Annotated in this window: 12 protein-coding genes; 7 read left to right on the top strand and 5 right to left on the bottom strand. The window is 34.3% G+C overall.

Features of this window, described 5'->3' with window-relative positions:
• Position 1 precedes the first annotated feature (1 nt).
• The 5 genes from IEW40_RS05005 to IEW40_RS04985 all read right to left on the bottom strand — a co-directional run bounded on the left by IEW40_RS05005 (position 2) and on the right by IEW40_RS04985 (position 4,914).
• On the bottom strand, positions 2 to 859 hold the full coding sequence (locus tag IEW40_RS05005; protein WP_188616982.1) for an ABC transporter permease: 858 nt from the start codon (positions 857 to 859) through the stop codon (positions 2 to 4).
• A 109-nt stretch (positions 860 to 968) separates the two neighbouring features.
• Entirely contained in the window at positions 969 to 1,826 is an 858-nt protein-coding gene (gene rfbA / locus IEW40_RS05000) for a glucose-1-phosphate thymidylyltransferase RfbA (RefSeq protein WP_188616981.1), read from the bottom strand.
• Positions 1,827 to 2,035: 209 nt separating this feature from the next.
• Positions 2,036 to 2,185, bottom strand: a complete 150-nt coding sequence (locus IEW40_RS14260; protein WP_373283779.1) for a GxxExxY protein — start codon at positions 2,183 to 2,185, stop codon at positions 2,036 to 2,038.
• A gap of 59 nt (positions 2,186 to 2,244) precedes the next feature.
• The gene (gene rfbB, locus IEW40_RS04990; protein WP_188616979.1) at positions 2,245 to 3,336 is read right to left on the bottom strand and encodes a dTDP-glucose 4,6-dehydratase; all 1,092 of its coding nucleotides are present in this window, start codon (positions 3,334 to 3,336) and stop codon (positions 2,245 to 2,247) included.
• Between the two features lie 270 nt (positions 3,337 to 3,606).
• Positions 3,607 to 4,914: a UDP-glucose dehydrogenase family protein gene (locus IEW40_RS04985; RefSeq protein WP_188616978.1), complete on the bottom strand. Its 1,308-nt coding sequence runs from the start codon at positions 4,912 to 4,914 to the stop codon at positions 3,607 to 3,609.
• A gap of 471 nt (positions 4,915 to 5,385) precedes the next feature.
• On the opposite strand from IEW40_RS04985, the gene rimP reads away from it, so the two are divergent.
• From rimP to IEW40_RS04950, 7 genes are all read left to right on the top strand, one after another.
• Positions 5,386 to 5,853, top strand: coding sequence for a ribosome assembly cofactor RimP (gene rimP / locus IEW40_RS04980; RefSeq protein ID WP_188616977.1), 468 nt, complete (start codon positions 5,386 to 5,388; stop codon positions 5,851 to 5,853).
• A gap of 41 nt (positions 5,854 to 5,894) precedes the next feature.
• The gene (gene nusA / locus IEW40_RS04975; RefSeq protein WP_188616976.1) at positions 5,895 to 7,130 is read left to right on the top strand and encodes a transcription termination factor NusA; all 1,236 of its coding nucleotides are present in this window, start codon (positions 5,895 to 5,897) and stop codon (positions 7,128 to 7,130) included.
• A gap of 81 nt (positions 7,131 to 7,211) precedes the next feature.
• A complete protein-coding gene (infB, locus tag IEW40_RS04970) occupies positions 7,212 to 10,112 on the top strand; it encodes a translation initiation factor IF-2 (protein ID WP_188616975.1) in 2,901 nt (966 codons plus the stop codon).
• Between the two features lie 271 nt (positions 10,113 to 10,383).
• Complete coding sequence (locus IEW40_RS04965) at positions 10,384 to 13,323, top strand: SusC/RagA family TonB-linked outer membrane protein (RefSeq protein WP_229663383.1); 2,940 nt, start codon at positions 10,384 to 10,386, stop codon at positions 13,321 to 13,323.
• Between the two features lie 56 nt (positions 13,324 to 13,379).
• Complete coding sequence (locus IEW40_RS04960) at positions 13,380 to 14,897, top strand: RagB/SusD family nutrient uptake outer membrane protein (protein ID WP_229663382.1); 1,518 nt, start codon at positions 13,380 to 13,382, stop codon at positions 14,895 to 14,897.
• A 299-nt stretch (positions 14,898 to 15,196) separates the two neighbouring features.
• Positions 15,197 to 17,992, top strand: a complete 2,796-nt coding sequence (locus IEW40_RS04955) for a SusC/RagA family TonB-linked outer membrane protein (protein WP_188616973.1) — start codon at positions 15,197 to 15,199, stop codon at positions 17,990 to 17,992.
• A 12-nt stretch (positions 17,993 to 18,004) separates the two neighbouring features.
• Positions 18,005 to 19,438, top strand: a complete 1,434-nt coding sequence (locus tag IEW40_RS04950; protein ID WP_188616972.1) for a RagB/SusD family nutrient uptake outer membrane protein — start codon at positions 18,005 to 18,007, stop codon at positions 19,436 to 19,438.
• The last annotated feature ends 36 nt before the right edge of the window (positions 19,439 to 19,474 follow it).

Raw genomic sequence — 19,474 nt, 5'->3', positions numbered from 1 at the left:
GTTATACAGTGTCAATAAATGACTTTTCAGATTTGTTAAAAATGATGATTCCTAATAACAAAATTGCAATGATAAATAGAAAGCTAATTAGCAATCTAATCATGTCAAAATCTCCAGAACCAATAAATCCATATTTGAAACACTCAAAAATTGGGGTTAGCGGATTGAGGTCTGCTAAAAAGCCATAACTGCCTAGTTTTTGTTTTACCAAAGAGGTGGGTAATATAACGGGGGTAAACCACATGTATAAACTCACTCCAAAATTGAGCAGTAGAGCAAGGTCTCTATATTTGGTGGTGAGCGAAGAAAAAATCATGCCTAATCCTAGAGAAAATAAAGCTAGGAATATAATAAGAATAGGAGATAGCAATGCCCATAGATTAGGATGTACCACGCCTTTGTAAAGAAAAAAGCTCAATACCATAAAAAATAGCAATAGCTGTATCCCTAATCTCATAAAACTAGAGATTATTGTAGCAATTGGCGATACCAACCTAGGGAAATAGACTTTGCCAAAAACATTAGCGTTACCCGTAAAAACATTAGAAACGCTCATCATCGTTGTGCTGAAATATCCCCAAAGGGTATTGCCTGCCAAGTAAAATAGAATAGGAGGTATGCCATCTGTAGGTAGATTGGCAATCCCACCAAAAACTAAGGTGAAAACAATAGTTGTAAGTATAGGATTGATAAAGAACCACAACGGCCCTAAGATGGTTTGCTTAAAACTAGAGACAAAATCTCTCTTCACAAACATATAAACCAAGTCCTTATAGTCCCAGACCTCTTTTAAGTTGAGCTTAAATAGAGAGTGGTCTGAGCTGATAACGTTGGTCCATTCTTCGTTTTTATGTTTCATTCGTGTTTTTATAATTTTCTATATTATCGATGAATAGACAAAAATATCAAAAATCTTTCAAATCAGAGCCTAAAGCCATCATTTTAAAAGCTTTTTTAATGGATATAGCTTATGCTAATTTTTTCAAATACGCTCCATACCCACTTTTACCATATTTCTCAGCGGCAATTAAAAGCTGAGCTTTATCGATAAATCCTTTTTTATAGGCAATTTCTTCGATACATGAAATCTTGAAACCTTGTCTTTTTTCTAAAACTTTTACAAATTCTGAGGCTTCGTGCAGAGAATCAAATGTGCCTGTATCTAGCCATGCCGTTCCTCTAGACATTACCCCGACTTCTAGTTGCCCTTGTTCTAAATAGACTTTGTTGACATCAGTAATCTCTAATTCACCTCTGGGTGAGGGTTTTAGGTTTTTGGCAATTTCTACCACTGTATTGTCATAAAAATACAAACCAGGTACTGCATAGTTAGACTTGGGAAGTGCAGGTTTCTCTTCTATTGAAATCGCTTTGTAATTGTCATCGAATTCTACCACGCCATATCTTTCGGGGTCTGAAACTTGATAAGCAAATACACAACCACCTTGTACATCGGTTTTACTTGCTAACAATTGAGGCAAACCACTGCCATAGAAAATATTGTCTCCCAATACCAAGGCTACAGAATCATCGCCAATGAATTCTTCTCCCAAAATAAAGGCTTGCGCCAATCCGTCTGGACTAGGTTGTACCTTATACTCAAATCTACAACCAATAGAAGAACCATCTCCCAATAACTTTTTAAAACTTTCTTGGTCTTGCGGAGTTGTGATAATTAATATCTCTCTAATTCCCGCTAAAAGCAATACAGAAAGCGGATAATAAATCATAGGTTTGTCATAAACAGGCATCAGTTGCTTGCTTACCGCTATGGTCAATGGATACAATCTGGTGCCAGAACCTCCGGCAAGTATAATTCCCTTCATTTTGAGTTTTTTTGTTTTGTTAGGCTATTGAGCATGTATAGTTTCTTATTGTTAAAATAGTTATGACCTAGGAAACGTAAGCGTTAAGAAATTTTAAATAGTTTCCGTTAAGAAATTTCCACTGTTTGAGTGGCGGCAAAAAATATCTTAAATAGATAAAAACTTCTTTCCGCCCGAGTTTTGGAAATTTTAGGAAATTATTTGAAATTTTAGCTGGAGTTTCCAGTCTTGAATTTTTGGTTCTTTTGTTTCAAGACAAAAGAACAGTTTTTAATAAATTCTTTTTCTAAAACTTCTGCATAAACCGCTTCCAAAAAGCCAAATCCCATGATGGAATGAATATTCATACATAGTCCGATAATCTTAAACTTTCGTTTTTGTATATAATTTTATCTTCCACAATTAGAGAAATTCGAGTTTAATTAGAGTCATTTGTATATTGCGAAGCATAATACTCCTGATAGCTCCCACTCGTTACATTCTCCAGCCATTGCTCATTTTCCAAGAACCAATCAATCGTTTTTGCCAATCCTTCTTCAAAGGTTACACTAGGTTTCCAGCCCAGTTCTTCATTCAACTTGGTAGCATCTATGGCATATCTTTTATCATGACCCGGTCTGTCCTTAACGAAGGTAATCAATTTTTCTGAATACCCTTCTGGCCTTCCGAGTTTTGCGTCCATCTGTTTAATGAGCTCTTTAATCAAATCGATATTTTGCCACTCATTCCAGCCCCCAATATTGTAGGTTTTCCCGGTTTTAGATTCATGGAAAATCTGGAAAATGGCTTTGGCGTGGTCGATTACAAACAGCCAATCTCTGGTGTATTTGCCATCTCCATAGATAGGAAGTGGTTTTTCATTGATAATATTATGAATACACAGCGGAATCAACTTTTCTGGAAAGTGATTAGGGCCGTAATTGTTAGAGCAGTTAGAAATAACAAACGGCAAACCATAGGTGTTTCCGTAGGCTCTTACCAAATGGTCACTGGCAGCTTTGCTAGCAGAGTAGGGAGACTTCGGGTCATAAGAAGTTTCTTCGGTGAAGAAGCCTGTCTCACCTAACGCACCATACACTTCATCGGTAGAAACGTGATAGAAAAGGTTGGTTCTAGGCTCATCGGGGAAATTACCATGCTGGTGGTCTGGGTTTAATGTCCAAAATTCTTTAGCCAAATTCAGCAGGTTTGCCGTTCCCATCACATTGGTGTTGATGAATGCATTAGGGTCAGTGATGCTGCGGTCTACATGAGATTCTGCTGCCAAATGCACGATGGCATCTGGTTGGTATTTTTCAAAAACCTTGCGCAGTTCTTCAGGCTTGGTGATGTCTGCCTTTTCAAAAAAATAGTTAGAAAGGTGCTCTATATCTTTTAAATTTTCTAAATTCCCAGCGTAGGTGAGGGCGTCAAGGTTGATGATATTGGTTTGTGGTAAATTGTTTACAAATTCACGCACCACGTGTGAACCAATAAAACCCGCTCCTCCGGTGATGATAATGTTCTTCATTTTTTCTTAGAAAGTTATAATGCGATAAAATTAAAATGTTTTGTTTTTATCTTTTAAAGATGAAATGAGTTTTTAAAGCATTTTTTGTTAAAGTAAATTCTATTTTTAAGGTCTTTGTTTTTAAAAAGTGAAGTTAATAGTTGAAGGAATTACAAGGAGTAAAGATTCTTGATATACTTTCAAATCTTTTTGAGCGTTTATTTTTTTACCCATGATTTAATATCAATTAGCTTTTTAACCCTCTAACAATTTAACGTTTTAACAAATCAATCAACCAATCGTTTTTCTACCAATTGACTTATAATAGAATCCTGTATCTTCTACTTGTTCCATAGAAAACATATTTCTACCATCGAAGATGACTTTGTTGTTGAGTTTTTCTGCCATCAATTCAAAATTAGGATTTTTAAATTCACTCCATTCTGTAGCGATAAGCAAACAATCTGCGCCCTCTAGAGCAGTATACATATCTGGAGCGTAGGCAATTTTGTCGCCAACGATTTTCTTTACATTGTCTTCAGCAATCGCGTCATAGGCAACAATCTGCGCTCCTTTTTCTAATAAAATTTCAATGTTGTCTAGAGATGATGCTTCTCTGATGTCATCGGTATTGGCTTTGAAGGCCAATCCCCACATGGCTATTTTTTTACCTTTTAGCGTACCGAAATATTTCTCGATTTCATCTACCAAGATTACTTTTTGTTTTTTGTTGACCTCTTCAGTAGCTTCTAGAATTTTGAATGTGAAGTCTTCATCGTGTCCAGATTTTATCAATGCTTTTACATCTTTCGGGAAACAACTTCCTCCGTATCCTATCCCTGGGAATAAGAATCGGTGACCAATTCTATCATCACTGCCCATCCCAAGTCTTACTTTGTCTACATCTGCTCCTACTTTTTCACAGTAATTGGCAATTTCATTCATAAAAGTAATCTTTACCGCTAAAAATGAATTCGCTGCGTATTTAGTAAGTTCCGAAGATTTTTCATCCATAAAGATGATAGGAACTCCTGTATTGGTAAAGGGTTGGTAGATTTTGGCCATGATTTCTTTGGCTTTCTCAGAAGAAGAACCTACCACCACTCTAGAAGGGTTCATAGAATCTTTTACCGCAAAACCTTCTCTCAAAAATTCTGGGTTAGAAACCACATCAAATGGGATGTCTGTTTTAGAAGAAATCACGGCTCTTACTTTGTCAGCCGTGCCTACAGGTACCGTAGATTTATTCACTATCACTTTGTAGCTGGTGATCATCTCACCAATTTGGTTGGCTACACTCAATACAAAAGACAAATCTGCACTGCCGTCTCCTCCTGGTGGAGTAGGTAGGGCTAGGTAAATAACGTCTGATTGGTCTAGGGCTTCTTTGATATCTGTGGTGAAAAATAATCTTTTAGCTTGAATGTTTCTTAAGAACATCTCCTCAAGGCCTGGTTCATAGATAGGAACAATGCCCTGCTTCATTCTTTCTACTTTATTCTCATCGATGTCTACACAGAATACAGTGTTCCCTAATTCCGCTAAAGTGGTTCCGGTAACTAAGCCTACATAGCCTGTACCTACAATAGATATATTCAATTTTCTAAATTTTAAGATTTACTGCAAAGTTAATCAAATTAATATAACTTATTTTTGAAAAAAATCACGTTTTTATCACTTTATACTTTTTTTTATCAATACCTCAATCTAATTTGATTAAAATTTAAAATCCATCCATCATCCATCATCCATCATTCATCAATCATCTAACATCAATCATCTTCCAACTCTCTACTCCCCACTTCACCCCCTTCCCATCAAAGCCATACCAAAGGCATAGATAATGTATGGATAGTGTATGGATAGTGTATGGATAGTGCATGAAAAATGCAACTTCTATTTTACCCTATTCTGCGCTCATAGAACCCTATAATTTGCACAGATACAAAATAAGTAGTATATTTGCACCAGATTAACGGATAAGAAATGAAAGGGCCTTCGGAAGAAAGCCTTTTTTCGTAGCCAGGTTTTAACGAATGTGGCTTTGGTCATATTCAGAAATAGTGTATTATGGATTTTAGAACAAAGGTAGAGCAACTGGTTCATGAGTTCTTGGAAACAAGACAAGACTTGTATTTGGTAGAGTTAAAAATATCTGCCTCTTCTGATATCACGGTGATTCTAGATGGTGATGAGAGTCTTACACTTCAAGATTGCCTAGATGCCAGCAGAGCCATAGAGTTTAACCTAGACAGAGAAGAGCACGATTTCTCTCTACAAGTAATGAGCCCAGGATTGAGCGAACCTTTAAAGTTCCCCCGTCAATACAAAAAGAATTTGGGCAGAGAAGTAGACCTTCTTCTGAACAATGATGAAAAAGTAGAAGGCGAAATTACCGCAGTAGATGAAGAAAAAGTAACCCTTACCCTTAGATACAGAAGACCAAAATTGATAGGCAAAGGAAAAGAAGATGTAGTAGAAGAAAGAGAAATTCCTTATACAGATATTAAAAAAGCATTGATAATAATAAAATTTTAGTTTAACTCAGTTTAAACTTTATACCTTAAAAATAATATAAGATGGACAATATAGCGTTGATTGAATCCTTTGGAGATTTTAAAGACGAAAAAGGAATCAGCAAGATTGATTTAATGGCGATTATTGAAGACTCGTTGAAGACTCTTTTGAGAAAAAGATACGATTCTGATGACCATTTCGACGTGATTGTAAACCCTGATAAAGGTGACTTTCAGATATTTTTGAACAAAAGAATCGTAGAAGACGAAATGTCTGAAGATGATGACTTAGAAATAGAAATTTCTGAAGCTAAGAAAATAGACCCTACTTTTGAAGTGGGCGAAGAATATACACAGGAAATTCCTGTAGCACAGTTAGGTAGAAGAAGTATTCTTACCCTAAAACAGATTTTGGCAACCAAATTGCAAGAGCATAACAATGCGATGTTGTATGAGCAGTTCAAAGACAGAATTGGTGAGTTGGCAGTAGGTGAGGTACATCACATACGTCACAAACATGTTATTTTGCTAGATGATGAAGGCAATGAGTACATCTTACCAAAAGAAAATCAAATCCCTTCTGATTTCTTCAGAAAAGGAGATAACGTAAGAGCAGTAATAGAAACCGTAGATTTCAAAGGGTCTAAACCTCAGATTTTTGTTTCTAGAACAGCGCCTAAATTTTTAGAAAAATTATTAGAACTAGAAATTCCAGAAATTCAAGACGGCACCATCATCTTGAAAAAAGTAGTGAGAATTCCTGGTGAAAAAGCGAAGATAGCAGTAGATGCTTATGATGACAGAATAGACCCAGTAGGTGCTTGTGTGGGCGTGAAGGGGTCTAGAATTCACGGTGTGGTAAGAGAATTGAAAAACGAAAATATAGACGTTATTCAGTGGTCTAAAAACTCAGAAATTTTAGTGAGAAGAGCTTTAGGCAATGTTACCATCAATAAAGTTGAAATCAATGAAGGAGACAACTACGCATTGGTATATACACCTGTGGAAGAGATTTCTAAAGTAATTGGTAAACAAGGTCAAAATATCAGGCTAGCTTCTTGGTTATCTGGTTATGATATAGACGTTTACAGAGAAAAACAAGCTGATGATGACGTAGAGCTTGATGAATTTAATGATGAAATAGAAAGTTGGATTATTGATGAGTTCAAAAAAGTAGGTCTAGAAACCGCGAAAAGTGTTTTAGATAAAGACACCGAAGCATTGGTAAACATGACAGACCTAGAGGAAGAAACCATCGAAGAGGTAAAGAAAATCCTTAGCGAAGAATTTGAAGATTAATATCTCATGTATTTTAGCAGCTAAAGATTAACAATTAAAATTAACAAGGTACAAAGCCCAATAAGAAAATAACAAAATAGAATGCCAAAAATTAGATTAAACAAAGCGGTAAAGGAATTCAATATTTCGATGTCTAGATTGGTAGAGTTTTTACAATCCAGAGGCTTCGAAGTGGAGACTAATCCTAACGCTCAATTAGAAGAAGCGGCATATTCTGCATTAGAAGCTGAGTTCGCCAAAGATGGTGAACAACGTAAAGCTTCTCATGAGGTGGTGATTTCTAAAGTTCCTGAAGAAAAACTAGAACTAGAAGACAAAAAAACACCTGAGGTCATAAGAGCCAAAGCGCCTAGCGTAAACGAAACCAAAGTGCTGGGTAAAATAGACTTGGATGCTAATAAGCCAGCGCCTAAAGAAGAAGTGAAGGAAGTGCCGACAGAGCCAACTCCTGAACCGAAGCAAGAGCCTAAACAAGAAGTAGCAGCAACTCCAGAAGTTGAAAAACAAGAATTCAAAGTTTTAGATAAAATAGATCTTTCTCAGCTAGAGCCTAAAGCAAAAACTCAAGCTCCTAAAAAACAGGAAGAACCTAAAAAAGAAACTCCAAAGCCTGAATTCAAAAAAGAACAAAAACCAGAAGCTCCGAAACCTCAACCACAATCTGTGGTAAAAAAAGAAGAGCCAAAGGAAATTACCAAAGTAGAATTTGATACTCCCGAAAAAATAGAAACGGTTTATCAAAAACTAGACGGTCCAAAAATTATTTCTACCGAAAAAATAGACCTTTCTCAATTTCAAAATAGACCTTCAAAACCATCTGATAAGTCTAAGAAAAAACAAAGAAAGAGAATCAATAATGGGCCAGCTCAACCAGGACAAGGGCAAACCCAACAGCAAGGAAATAATGCAGGAGGAAATAGACCTAACCAACAAGGTGGTGGTGCAGGTGGAGATAAAAAACCATTCAACAATAACCGCCCACAAGGTCAAGGTGGTCAAGGTAACCAAGGAGGTTCTAGAGGTGGTAAAAATCAGAAAGGAAGAGGTGCTAGAGAAAAAGTAATGCCAGTAGAGCTTACTGATGAGCAAATCAAAAATCAAATTAAAGAAACTTTAGAAAAACTTACCAATAAAGGTGGTAAGTCTAAAGGGGCTAAATATAGAAAAGAAAAAAGAACTTTCCGTAGAGAGCAAGATGAGCTACAACAAGAACTAGAGGCAGCAGACAGAACACTAAGGGTAACCGAATTTATTACCGTTTCTGAATTGGCTTCTCTAATGGATGTGAGTGCTACAGAAGTAATTTCTGCTTGTTTCTCGTTAGGAGTAATGGTGACCATGAACCAACGTTTAGAGGCTGATACTCTGACTTTGGTGGCTGATGAATTCGGATATAAAATTGAATTTGCAGATGCAGATTTAGAATCTGAAGCTACGGAAGAAGTAGTAGATTCTGAAGAAGATTTATTACCAAGAGCACCAATAGTTACGGTGATGGGGCACGTAGACCATGGTAAAACATCATTGCTGGATTATGTGAGAAAAACCAACGTAATTGCAGGTGAAAGTGGTGGTATTACACAGCACATTGGTGCTTATAATGTGAAATTAGAAGGTGGTCAAAGAATTACTTTCTTAGATACACCAGGTCACGAAGCCTTTACTGCGATGAGAGCCAGAGGTGCTCAGGTTACAGATATTGTAATTATTGTAGTAGCTGCGGATGATGATGTGATGCCTCAAACCAAAGAAGCTATTGCTCACGCCCAAGCGGCAGGTGTACCTATGATTATTGCCATCAATAAAGTAGATAAGCCTAATGCTAACCCAGACAACATTCGTCAACAACTTTCAGGTATGAATATCCTAGTTGAGGAATGGGGAGGTAGTGTACAGTCTCAAGAAATTTCTGCAAAATTTGGTAATAATGTAGACTTGTTATTAGAAAAAGTGCTTTTACAAGCTGAAATGCTTGAACTGAAAGCCAACCCAAATAAAACAGCTAATGGTGTGGTAATAGAAGCTTCTCTAGACAAAGGTAGAGGTTATGTTTCTACCATTTTGGTACAAGGTGGAACTTTGAAAGTAGGAGATTATCTTTTAGCCGGTAAAAATCACGGTAAAGTGAAAGCCATGCTAGATGAAAGAGGAAGACAGCTTAAAGAAGCAGGACCTTCTATTCCAGTGACAGTACTAGGACTAGACGGAGCGCCTACTGCTGGTGATAAGTTTAAAGTTTATGAAGACGAAAGAGAAGCAAAATCTATCGCCAATAAACGTGAACAATTGCAAAGAGAGCAAACCATCAGAACCAAAAAGCACCTTACCCTAGACGAATTAGGAAGAAGAATTGCATTGGGTGATTTCAAAGAATTGAATATTATCTTAAAAGGTGACGTAGATGGTTCAGTAGAAGCATTATCAGATCAATTACAAAGATTGTCAACCGAAGAAATCAGCATCAATATTATTCATAAAGGTGTAGGTCAGATTACCGAATCAGATGTTCTATTGGCAGCAGCATCAGATGCTATTATGATTGGTTTCAACGTAAGAGCTGGGGCTAATGCAAAAGAATTAGCAGATAGAGAAGAAATAGAAATCAGAACATATTCTGTAATCTATGCTGCAATAGATGAGGTAAAAGAAGCGATGGAAGGTATGCTTTCACCAGAAATCAAAGAACAAGTAATAGGTAACGTAGAAATCAGAGAAACATTCAAAATTTCTAAAGTGGGGACTATTGCAGGTTGTATGGTATTAACTGGAAAAGTAACTAGAAATTCTAAAATAAGACTGCTAAGAGACGGAATTGTGAAATATGACGGTGAACTAGAATCATTAAAACGTTTCAAAGACGATGTAAAAGAAGTAACCAAAGGTTATGAATGTGGATTGAACATCAAAGGTTATAATGACATAGAAGTAGGAGATATTTTAGAAGTTTACGAAGAAATAGCAGTTAAGAAAAAACTGAAATAAATTATTCTAAATAATAGAATTTGAAAATCGACTCTAAAAAAGTCGATTTTTTTTGTCTATAATCGTAATTTGCAACCCGATGTAATTTACATTAATTCTAAATAAAAAAAAGACAATTGTTGATGTGTTCGAATTTTAATGATTTTGGCTGTTTAATTTTTTCTTAATTTTAAATTATTTCGTTTTTCATTGATAAATTAATTTTTATAACATTTGACTAAAAAGAGTTTCTAGAAAATAAATAAGGATAATAGATAAAATTTATTTGTTCATGTTAAAATTAATTAACATTTTTGACAAAAATGTATTAAAATTAGTTAATATGAATGTAAAAATTAAATCGCTAACGGTTGGTGCCCTTTTTTTCTTGGGGGGAGTAACAGTTATGGCACAACAAACCAAAGAAAAGGGCGAAAAAGAAATTGAAGAAGTTGTAGTAGTTGGCTACGGAACACAAAAAAAATCTAATGTAACATCTTCTGTTTCAACTGTAAAAGGTGAAGCAATTGCAAATTTGAATACTCCAACTTTTGAAGCGCAGTTAGCTGGGCGTTCTTCTGGGGTTCAAGTAACCACTAGTTCAGGTGAAATTGGTGCGGCTCCAAGAATTAGAATTAGAGGGATTAACTCTATTTCATCTGGTACCAGTCCCTTGTATGTAGTAGATGGGGTTCCTATCTTTTCAGGTGATACGGGAGGTGGAAATACAGCAGCAAATGCATTAGGAGATATAAATCCATCTGATATTGAGACAATGACCGTTTTAAAAGATGGAGCTGCTACAGCAATTTATGGTTCAAGAGCTGCTAATGGTGTTATTTTAATTACTACTAAAAAGGGGAAATCAGGAAGGTTCTCGGTTTCATATAATAATCAGTTCAGTATTGCATCAGTTGTAAAGAAATTTGATTTATTACAAACAACAGATTTTTTAACAATAGCAAATGAAAAGGCTTCAGCAGTCAATTCTGTTTGGGCTAAAGGGAATGCATTTAATACTGATTGGCAGGATGCGGTTTTGAGAACTGGAGTACAGTCAGATCATTTTCTATCTATGACAGGGGGATTAGGTAATGGTAGTTATTATGCTTCTTTTGGTTATACTAATCAAGAAGGTGTGATTAAGCCTAATGGAATGGAAAGAATCTCTGTAAGAATGAATGCTGATCAAAAGGTAACAAATTGGTTAAAGCTATCTTCTAATCTTTCGTACTCTGAGACACAATATAAAGGATTAAACAATGGAGTTAATTCAATATCAGGTGCCATGTTTAGTGCAATAAGACAACTGCCAAATACTCCTATTTATGACTCTAGAACACCAACTGGATATAATATATATACCGCTGGTACTGCTAGTTATGTTGGTCAATGGGATAATATTATTCCAATTACAAGTAATTTGACCAATATAGCATATATAGTAAATAATAATAAATACCAATCTGATTTAACAAGATTTATTGGTAGTATTGCAGCTGATGTAAAAGTAACAGATTGGCTTAGTTACAAATTACAAGTAAGTAAAGATAGATCTGTAACAACTGGGTTTTTATATTGGAATAGAGTTCATGGAGATGGTTTTTCAAGAGGGGGGTATATAGATAATAATTATTTAAATTTAGATCGTTGGAATGTTCAAAATATTTTAGATTTAAAAAAGAGCTTTGGTGAAAATCATAACTTTAATTTGGTACTCGTAAATGAATATCAAAAACAAAAAAGTAACTATTTCTTTGGTCAAGGACAAGGTTTATCAAGTGATTTTTTTGGTGAAGTAGGTTTGATATCTGGATCTTATACTACACAATTTTCTGGTGGAGCAAACTCTGAAAATGGTTTAATATCATATGCTGCCAGATTAAGTTATAATTTTGCCAACAAATATTTTGTACAAGGAACTATAAGAAGAGACGGTCTGTCTTCATTACCAACGGCAAATAAATGGGGGAATTTCCCAGGATTATCTTTAGGTTGGACGGTGTCTAATGAAAATTTCTTAAAAGGAAATAAAATTTTATCAGATTTAAAACTTAGAGCATCTTATGGTAAAGTTGGTAATACGGATATAGGAAACTATCCATATCTTGGTTTATATAGTAGTTTTAAATATGCTGATTATACAGGAATTGGGTATTCGCAAGCAGGGAACGATCAATTAAAGTGGGAGACAAATGTCAAAAAGAATATAGGAGCTGATTTTGGTTTCCTAAACAATAGAATCACTTTAAGTGCTGATTATTTTATTAACAAGAATGATGGATTAATTCTTGCGGTTCCATTATCTCCTTCTTTAGGGGTTCCAGGGAATTCAATTAATAAAAATATTGGATCGATGGAAAACAAAGGTTTTGAATTTTCATTAGGTGCTGATATCGTTAAAAATGATGTTTTTACTTGGAATATTAGTGGTAATTTGACTTTGATTGATAACAAAGTTTTAACCCTAGTTGACGGCAAAGATATTATTGGTTCTTTGAACGGACAAACTGCTTACTTGACAAGAGAAGGAGAGTCCTTAAGGTCATTGTATGGATATAAATATTGGGGTGTAAATATGGCTAACGGAAATCCAGTATACTACAAAGCTAATGGTACTTTAGTTCAAGGAAACATAGCTAATAGTACATATTATTTGTTTGATCCATCAAATCCAACTGTGTTAGGAGCTCAATCTTCTTTGAGTGATGCGGATAAGCAGATTTTAGGAAATACTTTGCCTACATATTATGGAGCATTAAACACTACCCTTAATTACAAAAGTTTTGATTTTGGTGTAATGGCAAGATTTAGTGGAGGTAATAAAATATTTAATGTTACGAGAAGAGATTTATTGAATCAAGATTTTTATAATAACGGAACAGAAATACTTGGAAGATGGCAAAGCGTAACTAACCCAGGTGATGGTTTGACTCCTAGATTATATGGAACTAAAGGTAATTTTATTAATTTAGAGGGAGTAGCCAACTCAAGGTTTGTAGAAAAAGGAGATTTTATTAAAATAGACAATATTACTTTAGGTTATTCTCTAGAAAAGTCGTTAATAGAAAAAATAGGACTTAGCAAATTTAGAGTTTATACAGTATTACAAAATGCAATAATGTTTACAAAGTACAAAGGAATCGATCCGGAAATGGAAAATCAAGGAATGGACTATAATTCAATTCCTAGGCAAATGACTTTTTCAATAGGTATTAACGCAACGTTTTAAAATTTATAAAGATGAAATTAATAAAAATTAAAAAAATAAAAGGAGTATTTATAGGTTTGTTCTTCGTTACTCTTTTACTAAATTCTTGTACGGAAGAAAATGTAATAAATTTAGAGCCATATAATCAAATTAGCGAAAACGTAGCTTTTGATACAAGGGAAAATATTATTTTATCAGTAAATGGAATGTATCAGGCAGCTCAAGTTGGTCAATATAATGGAGCAGCTAGAGGGTATCCGTTTGGAGCAGCTTATTTTGAACAAAATGACATGAGAGGAGAGGATATGGTAAATACAGCTTCTTTCTATGCAATAACTTACACTAATACTTGGGATCCTTCAGGGGCTTTGAATACTGTTTACTATTGGATTGATACATATAGACTGGTAAATAGAGCTAATCTTGTTATAGACGGTATTACAAAAGCAATAGCAAAAGGAACGATTTCGGAAGCTGAAGGAAAAGATTACATTGGGCAAGCTTTGTTTTTTAGAGCGTTTAGTCATTATGAATTATTGAATTTTTTTGCTAGACCCTATAAATATACTTCTGGAGCAACTCATCCAGGTGTTCCGTATAGGTTAAAACCAAGTAATTCTGTAGCAACAATTGAAGAAAATGCTACATTAGGGAGAGGTACAGTTGCAGAAAACTACACTCAGTTGATTTCAGATTTAGATACTGCAGAAAGTTATATGTTTTCTAAGACTACAAAATCTGCCAAAAATGCGATAGTTTATGCGTCTAAAGAAGCTGCAATTGCGCTTAAAACAAGGGTGTATTTGAGTAAGGGTGATTATCAGAAGGTTATAACAGAAGCAGATAAATTAAATGGAAAATATGCGTTGTCTTCTGATCCTAATACTCCATTTTCGAATAATTATGGTAATACTGAAAGTATATTTTCTCTGGAAAATTCTGCTACAAATAATCCTGGAGTTAATGGAGCCTTAGCTTCTCAATATAATGGAAGACGTTTAATCGCAATTAGTCCTGTAATTTGGAATGAGGGAAGTTGGTTAGCTACTGATAAAAGAAGAGGGGCATCTATGGTTTTAAGTGTGTCAGGAGTTTTATTTACTAATAAATATAAAGATACTTCTACTTTATCAGATGCATCACCTTTATTAAGATATGCTGAAGTTCTATTAAATAGAGCAGAAGCTAAGGCTAGATTAAGCGATGCTAGTTATCTTGCGGATTTAAATGCGGTTAGAAATAGGTCTTTAGCAAATCCTGCAACAGAGCAGTATAGTGCTTTTGCCAATAAAACTGATGCAGTAAAGGCAATACTTTTAGAAAGAAGAGTTGAGTTCCTAGCAGAGGGTTTAAGATGGAATACAATTCACAGACTTCAGCATGATGACGTAGCGCCTATAAGTGGAGTTCCTCAGAAGTACAAAAATGGAGCTAATCCAGTTGCTGCTGATTATAAAATTGGAATTCCTTATGTTTTCAAAACAGGTGATGTTGCTTCTTTAGCATATTCAGATTATAGATTTGTTTGGCCGTTACCAACTTTAGAGACAAGTGCGAATCCAACTTTAGCAGCACAGCAAAACCCAGGCTGGTAAGAAAGGATAATTTATAGAACAATAAAAGCAAGCTAATTCTTTTGGATTAGCTTGCTTTTTTAATTTATATCAATTCTAAATAACAAACGTTTGTTTTATTATTTGTTAAAAATAAATGATTTTTTGCCGGCTTATTTTTATGTAATTGTAAATTGTAGGGCTTGTTTTATCAATTTTGTGTTTTTTTTCGTTTTTGTTAAAAAATTTAAGAGATTTAAGACGAAATTTGGAAGAAATTAATTTGTTTATGTTAAAATTTATTAACATTTTTGCCTATCAATGTATTAAATTTTGTTAATATGAATGTAAAAATTAAAGCGCTAACTGCAGGTGTACTTTTCTTTATGGGAGGAGCAACTGTTATGGCACAGAAAAAAGATTCCGTAAAGGATGAGAAGTCAATTGATGAGGTTGTAATTGTTGGTTTTGGACAAAAGAAATCGGTTAAAGAAGTAACGGGTGCGGTTTCTAGTCTTAAATCTGATGCAATTCAAGATGTTCCTGTTGCATCTATTGATAAAATGTTACAAGGTAGAGTAACTGGTGTTATGACGGGGAATTCGTCAGGTCAGCCAGGAGGAATGGCTAGTGTAAGGGTTAGAGGTATTTCTTCTATTAATGGAGTTGTATCACCAATTTATATTTTGGACGGGGTTAGGATTGCGAATGGAGATTTAACAACTGCTAATACAACTGCTAATATTTTGGCTAACTTAAATCCAGATGATGTAGAAAGTGTAACTATTCTTAAAGATGCTGTTTCTACCGCTGTTTATGGTGCGGATGCAGGAGCTGGGGTTGTTGTTATCAATACTAAATCAGGTAAAAAGGGAAAGCCTAGATTTAATTTTTCATTTAATTATGGTTTTAATGATAAAGCGGTTAAGCAACATGAAAGATTTAAAACTGCAGATTGGCTAACTTATTTAGCAGATGCATATAATAATAGATATGCTACATCTTATACAGGTGATACTTTCGCAACAGCTTTAGGGGTTAATAAAGATATTGATAGTGATTGGGCAAAAACTGTACAAAAGTTAGGTTATCAGCAAAATGCAGATTTTAGCATGTCTGGTGGAAATGATAGAATGACTTATTATACATCGGCTAACTACTTTAATCAAGAAAGTATAGTAAGAAATTCATATTTTAATAGATTAGCATTCACTAATAAGATTGCTTATCAGGCTACAGATAAATTTAAGCTAACTACTGATATACAATTTTCATATTCCAAACTAAGCACTCTAAGTGAGGGTGGAGCATTTGCGAATCCTATATTAGCTCAATATTTTAACAGACCAACAGATCCTACAAAGAATCCAGATGGTTCTTGGTATTGGATTGCTTCGACAGGAAGACTGTCAAATGGAATGTTTAATCCAGGTGCCGTGACTGATATGAATTATAGTAATGCAGGAACATTCAGAACTTATGCTAATTTAGGATTAGAATATAAAATTCTAAAAAATTTAACATATAAATTTGTTTTTTCTCCAGAATATATTCAAATAGAAGAGGATAGATATTGGAATCCGATTCATGGGGATGGAAGAAACTATGGAGGTTACCAAAGAACATCTAATAATAGATATTTCAATTTCAATGTTCAAAATATTTTAGATTATAATTACAAATTAGGACTTCATAATTTTGGGGCTTCATTAATTCAAGAAGCATATAAAACAGATAATAGATTTTTATCTGCAACTGGTATAACTGTTGGTACCCCAACGCTACAAACATTATCAAATTTTGTAGTTCCTTTCGGTTATGCAGGTTCCTCAGGTGTTTCTTCTAGATACGGATATGCTGCAACTGGTCACTATGATTATGATAAATTAGTATTGTTAGATGCTTCATACAGAAGAGATGTATTGTCTCAGTTTATGCCAGAAAATAAGGCTGGTAACTTCTGGTCAGTTGGGGTTGGTTTAGATTTAGCAAGATTAAATTTTGTTAAAAATATAAACGCGATTTCAATGTTTAAGCTAAGATCATCTTATGGTAAATTAGGAAATCAGGTTAGTGCTAATCCATATGCATTATATAATTACAATACCAATTATAATGATTATGCAGCAGCAACTTATTCAGGTGTAATGAATCCTAACTTAAGATGGGAAACAGTTAATCCTTTTAATGTGGGTATTGATATCGGTCTATTTAATGATAGAATTACATTAAGTGCTGAGTATTTTAACAAGAAAACCAAAGATTTAATCTATAATTTACCATTACAAACTTCACAAGGTCTAGTCTCATATCCTGATAATATTGGGTCACTCGTAAATAAAGGATATGAATTTGCAATAAATACAGTAATTTTAAAAGGAAATAGAGATGATATTCGTTGGACATTAGGATTTAACCTATCTACTTTGGATAACGAAATTACTGAGTTATATGGCGGAAATGTGAATGGAAGTACTACTACTCTAAGAGTGGGCGAAGGTGTTAGAACTTGGTATTTGCGTAAATGGGCTGGGGTAGATGCTGCAACAGGAGCTCCTTTATGGTATATAAATGGAGTAGATGGTGCAACTACAAGTAATTATAATACTGCCCAACAAGCGGTGCAAGGATCTATGTTAAACAAAGTTTACGGTGGTGCTAATACATCTATATCTTATAAAGGGTTTGCTTTGGATCTTCAATTTGCATACGGATTTGGATCTAAAATCTATGATGATTGGGCTCTTTATACTTATTCTGATGGGCAATATACAGTTAATTATCCAGGTTATGGAGAGGTTTTTGGAGACTACTGGACACCAACGAATACAGGAGCTTCAAATCCAAAACCAATGTATGGTAATACAACTTTATCTAACAGAGCTTCTACTAGATTCTTATATGATGGAGATTATATCAGGTTAAGTAATGCCAAGTTTTCTTACACATTTAATGGTGATTTCTTAAAAGGATCAGGATTGAATAGTGTACAAGTTTATGTTATGGCAAATAATGCATATACATACTTGTTTGATAAAAAACTTAAATTTGACCCAGAGGTGAATATTGCAGGTGCATCTAATCTTGGGTTGCCTATACTTAAATCATATTTATTCGGGTTTAGTTTAAACTTCTAAAAAATTAAGAAAATGAATAAGAGAAATAAAATATATAAAATTGCATTGCTAGCCTTCGGATTAATCATGGTTAGTAACTCATGCAGCAATGATTTTGTAGAAAGAGAATTTAGACAAGATGTTATTCAATCTGACCTAACAACACTTTCAGAAATTAAATCATTTGTAAGAGGAGGATATTCATCTATGAGATCTTCTACCTATTATGGTAGAGATTTTACAGCATTCGGTGAAGTAAGATCAGATGAAATGTATAGTAATAAAGCATCTGGATATTTTACAACAGTTCAAGACTACTCTATGACTTCAAGTGATTCTTATGCTTCAGGAACCTATAATCAAATTTATACTCTTGTTGCTAAGATGAACATTGTTATCAATACTAATTTATCTCCTATTGTTGCTTCTGATTTACCAGCAGCTAAATATTATCAAGGTCAAGCATATGCTCTTAGAGCTCAGGGATTTTTTGATTTACTCAGATTGTTTGGACAAAAATACACAGGTGGTACACTTGGAGTTGTTTTGCCTTTAAAATATGATCCAAAAGCAAAGCAAGCGAGAAGTACAATTGCAGAGACTGAAGCACAAATTGAGTCAGATTTTAATACAGCTCTAACTATAATGACTGCTAATTCTGCAATAGATGCTCCATCTAATAAGACAGAACTTTCTATAAGTGCTTTAAAAGTTTTAATGGCAAGATTCTATCTTTATAAAGGAGATTATGCAAAGGTTAGATCTTTATCTGCAGATGTAATTGGAAAATATTCTGTTATACCAAAAGATTTATACCAAGAATCATTTAGATATACTTTAAGAGGAGCTGCATCTAATTCAATTTTTGAATTAGAAGTAGGTACAGACTCTTCATTATCTACATCATCTTATGCATATATTATGAGTTATAATGGATATGCAAATTTGGTGCCTTTTACCACAGTATATTCAATGTATGATCCTGCTGATATTAGAAGAACATTAATCACAAGAGCTTCTGCTACAGCACACTATTTATCCTATACAAATGGCCAAGGAGTAACTTATGGTAAATATACTAATACAGTTGGAGCTGATAATATTAAAATGGTGAGATATGAAGAAGTGTTATTGAATGGAGCTGAAGCAGAATTAAATGGGGGGGATGCAACAAAAGCACTTACTTATTATAAATTAATTTTAGCAAATAGACTTTCAGATACCAGTACTCAGACTGTTGCTCAACAATTAGCAGCAATTACTTCTGTAAGTCTTGCACAAATAAAACTTGAAAGAAAGAAAGAATTGTTAGGAGAGGGATTCAGACAATGGGATTTATTAAGATGGGGTGATACTTCATTTAAACCAGCTAGCGTTGATATCAACAAGCTTGCTTTCCCTATTCCTAGAGCAGAAACTGATTTAGCAGGTACGCTAGTAGTTTCTAATCCTGGTTATGACAATTAATATTTTCACAAAGAATATTACAATAGAAAACGCCTC

It is taken from the genome of Cloacibacterium rupense (assembly GCF_014645495.1).
GTDB lineage: Bacteria > Bacteroidota > Bacteroidia > Flavobacteriales > Weeksellaceae > Cloacibacterium > Cloacibacterium rupense.
The sequence above is the reverse complement of the archived record's forward strand: the minus strand, read 5'-3'. Positions and strand labels throughout refer to the sequence as shown.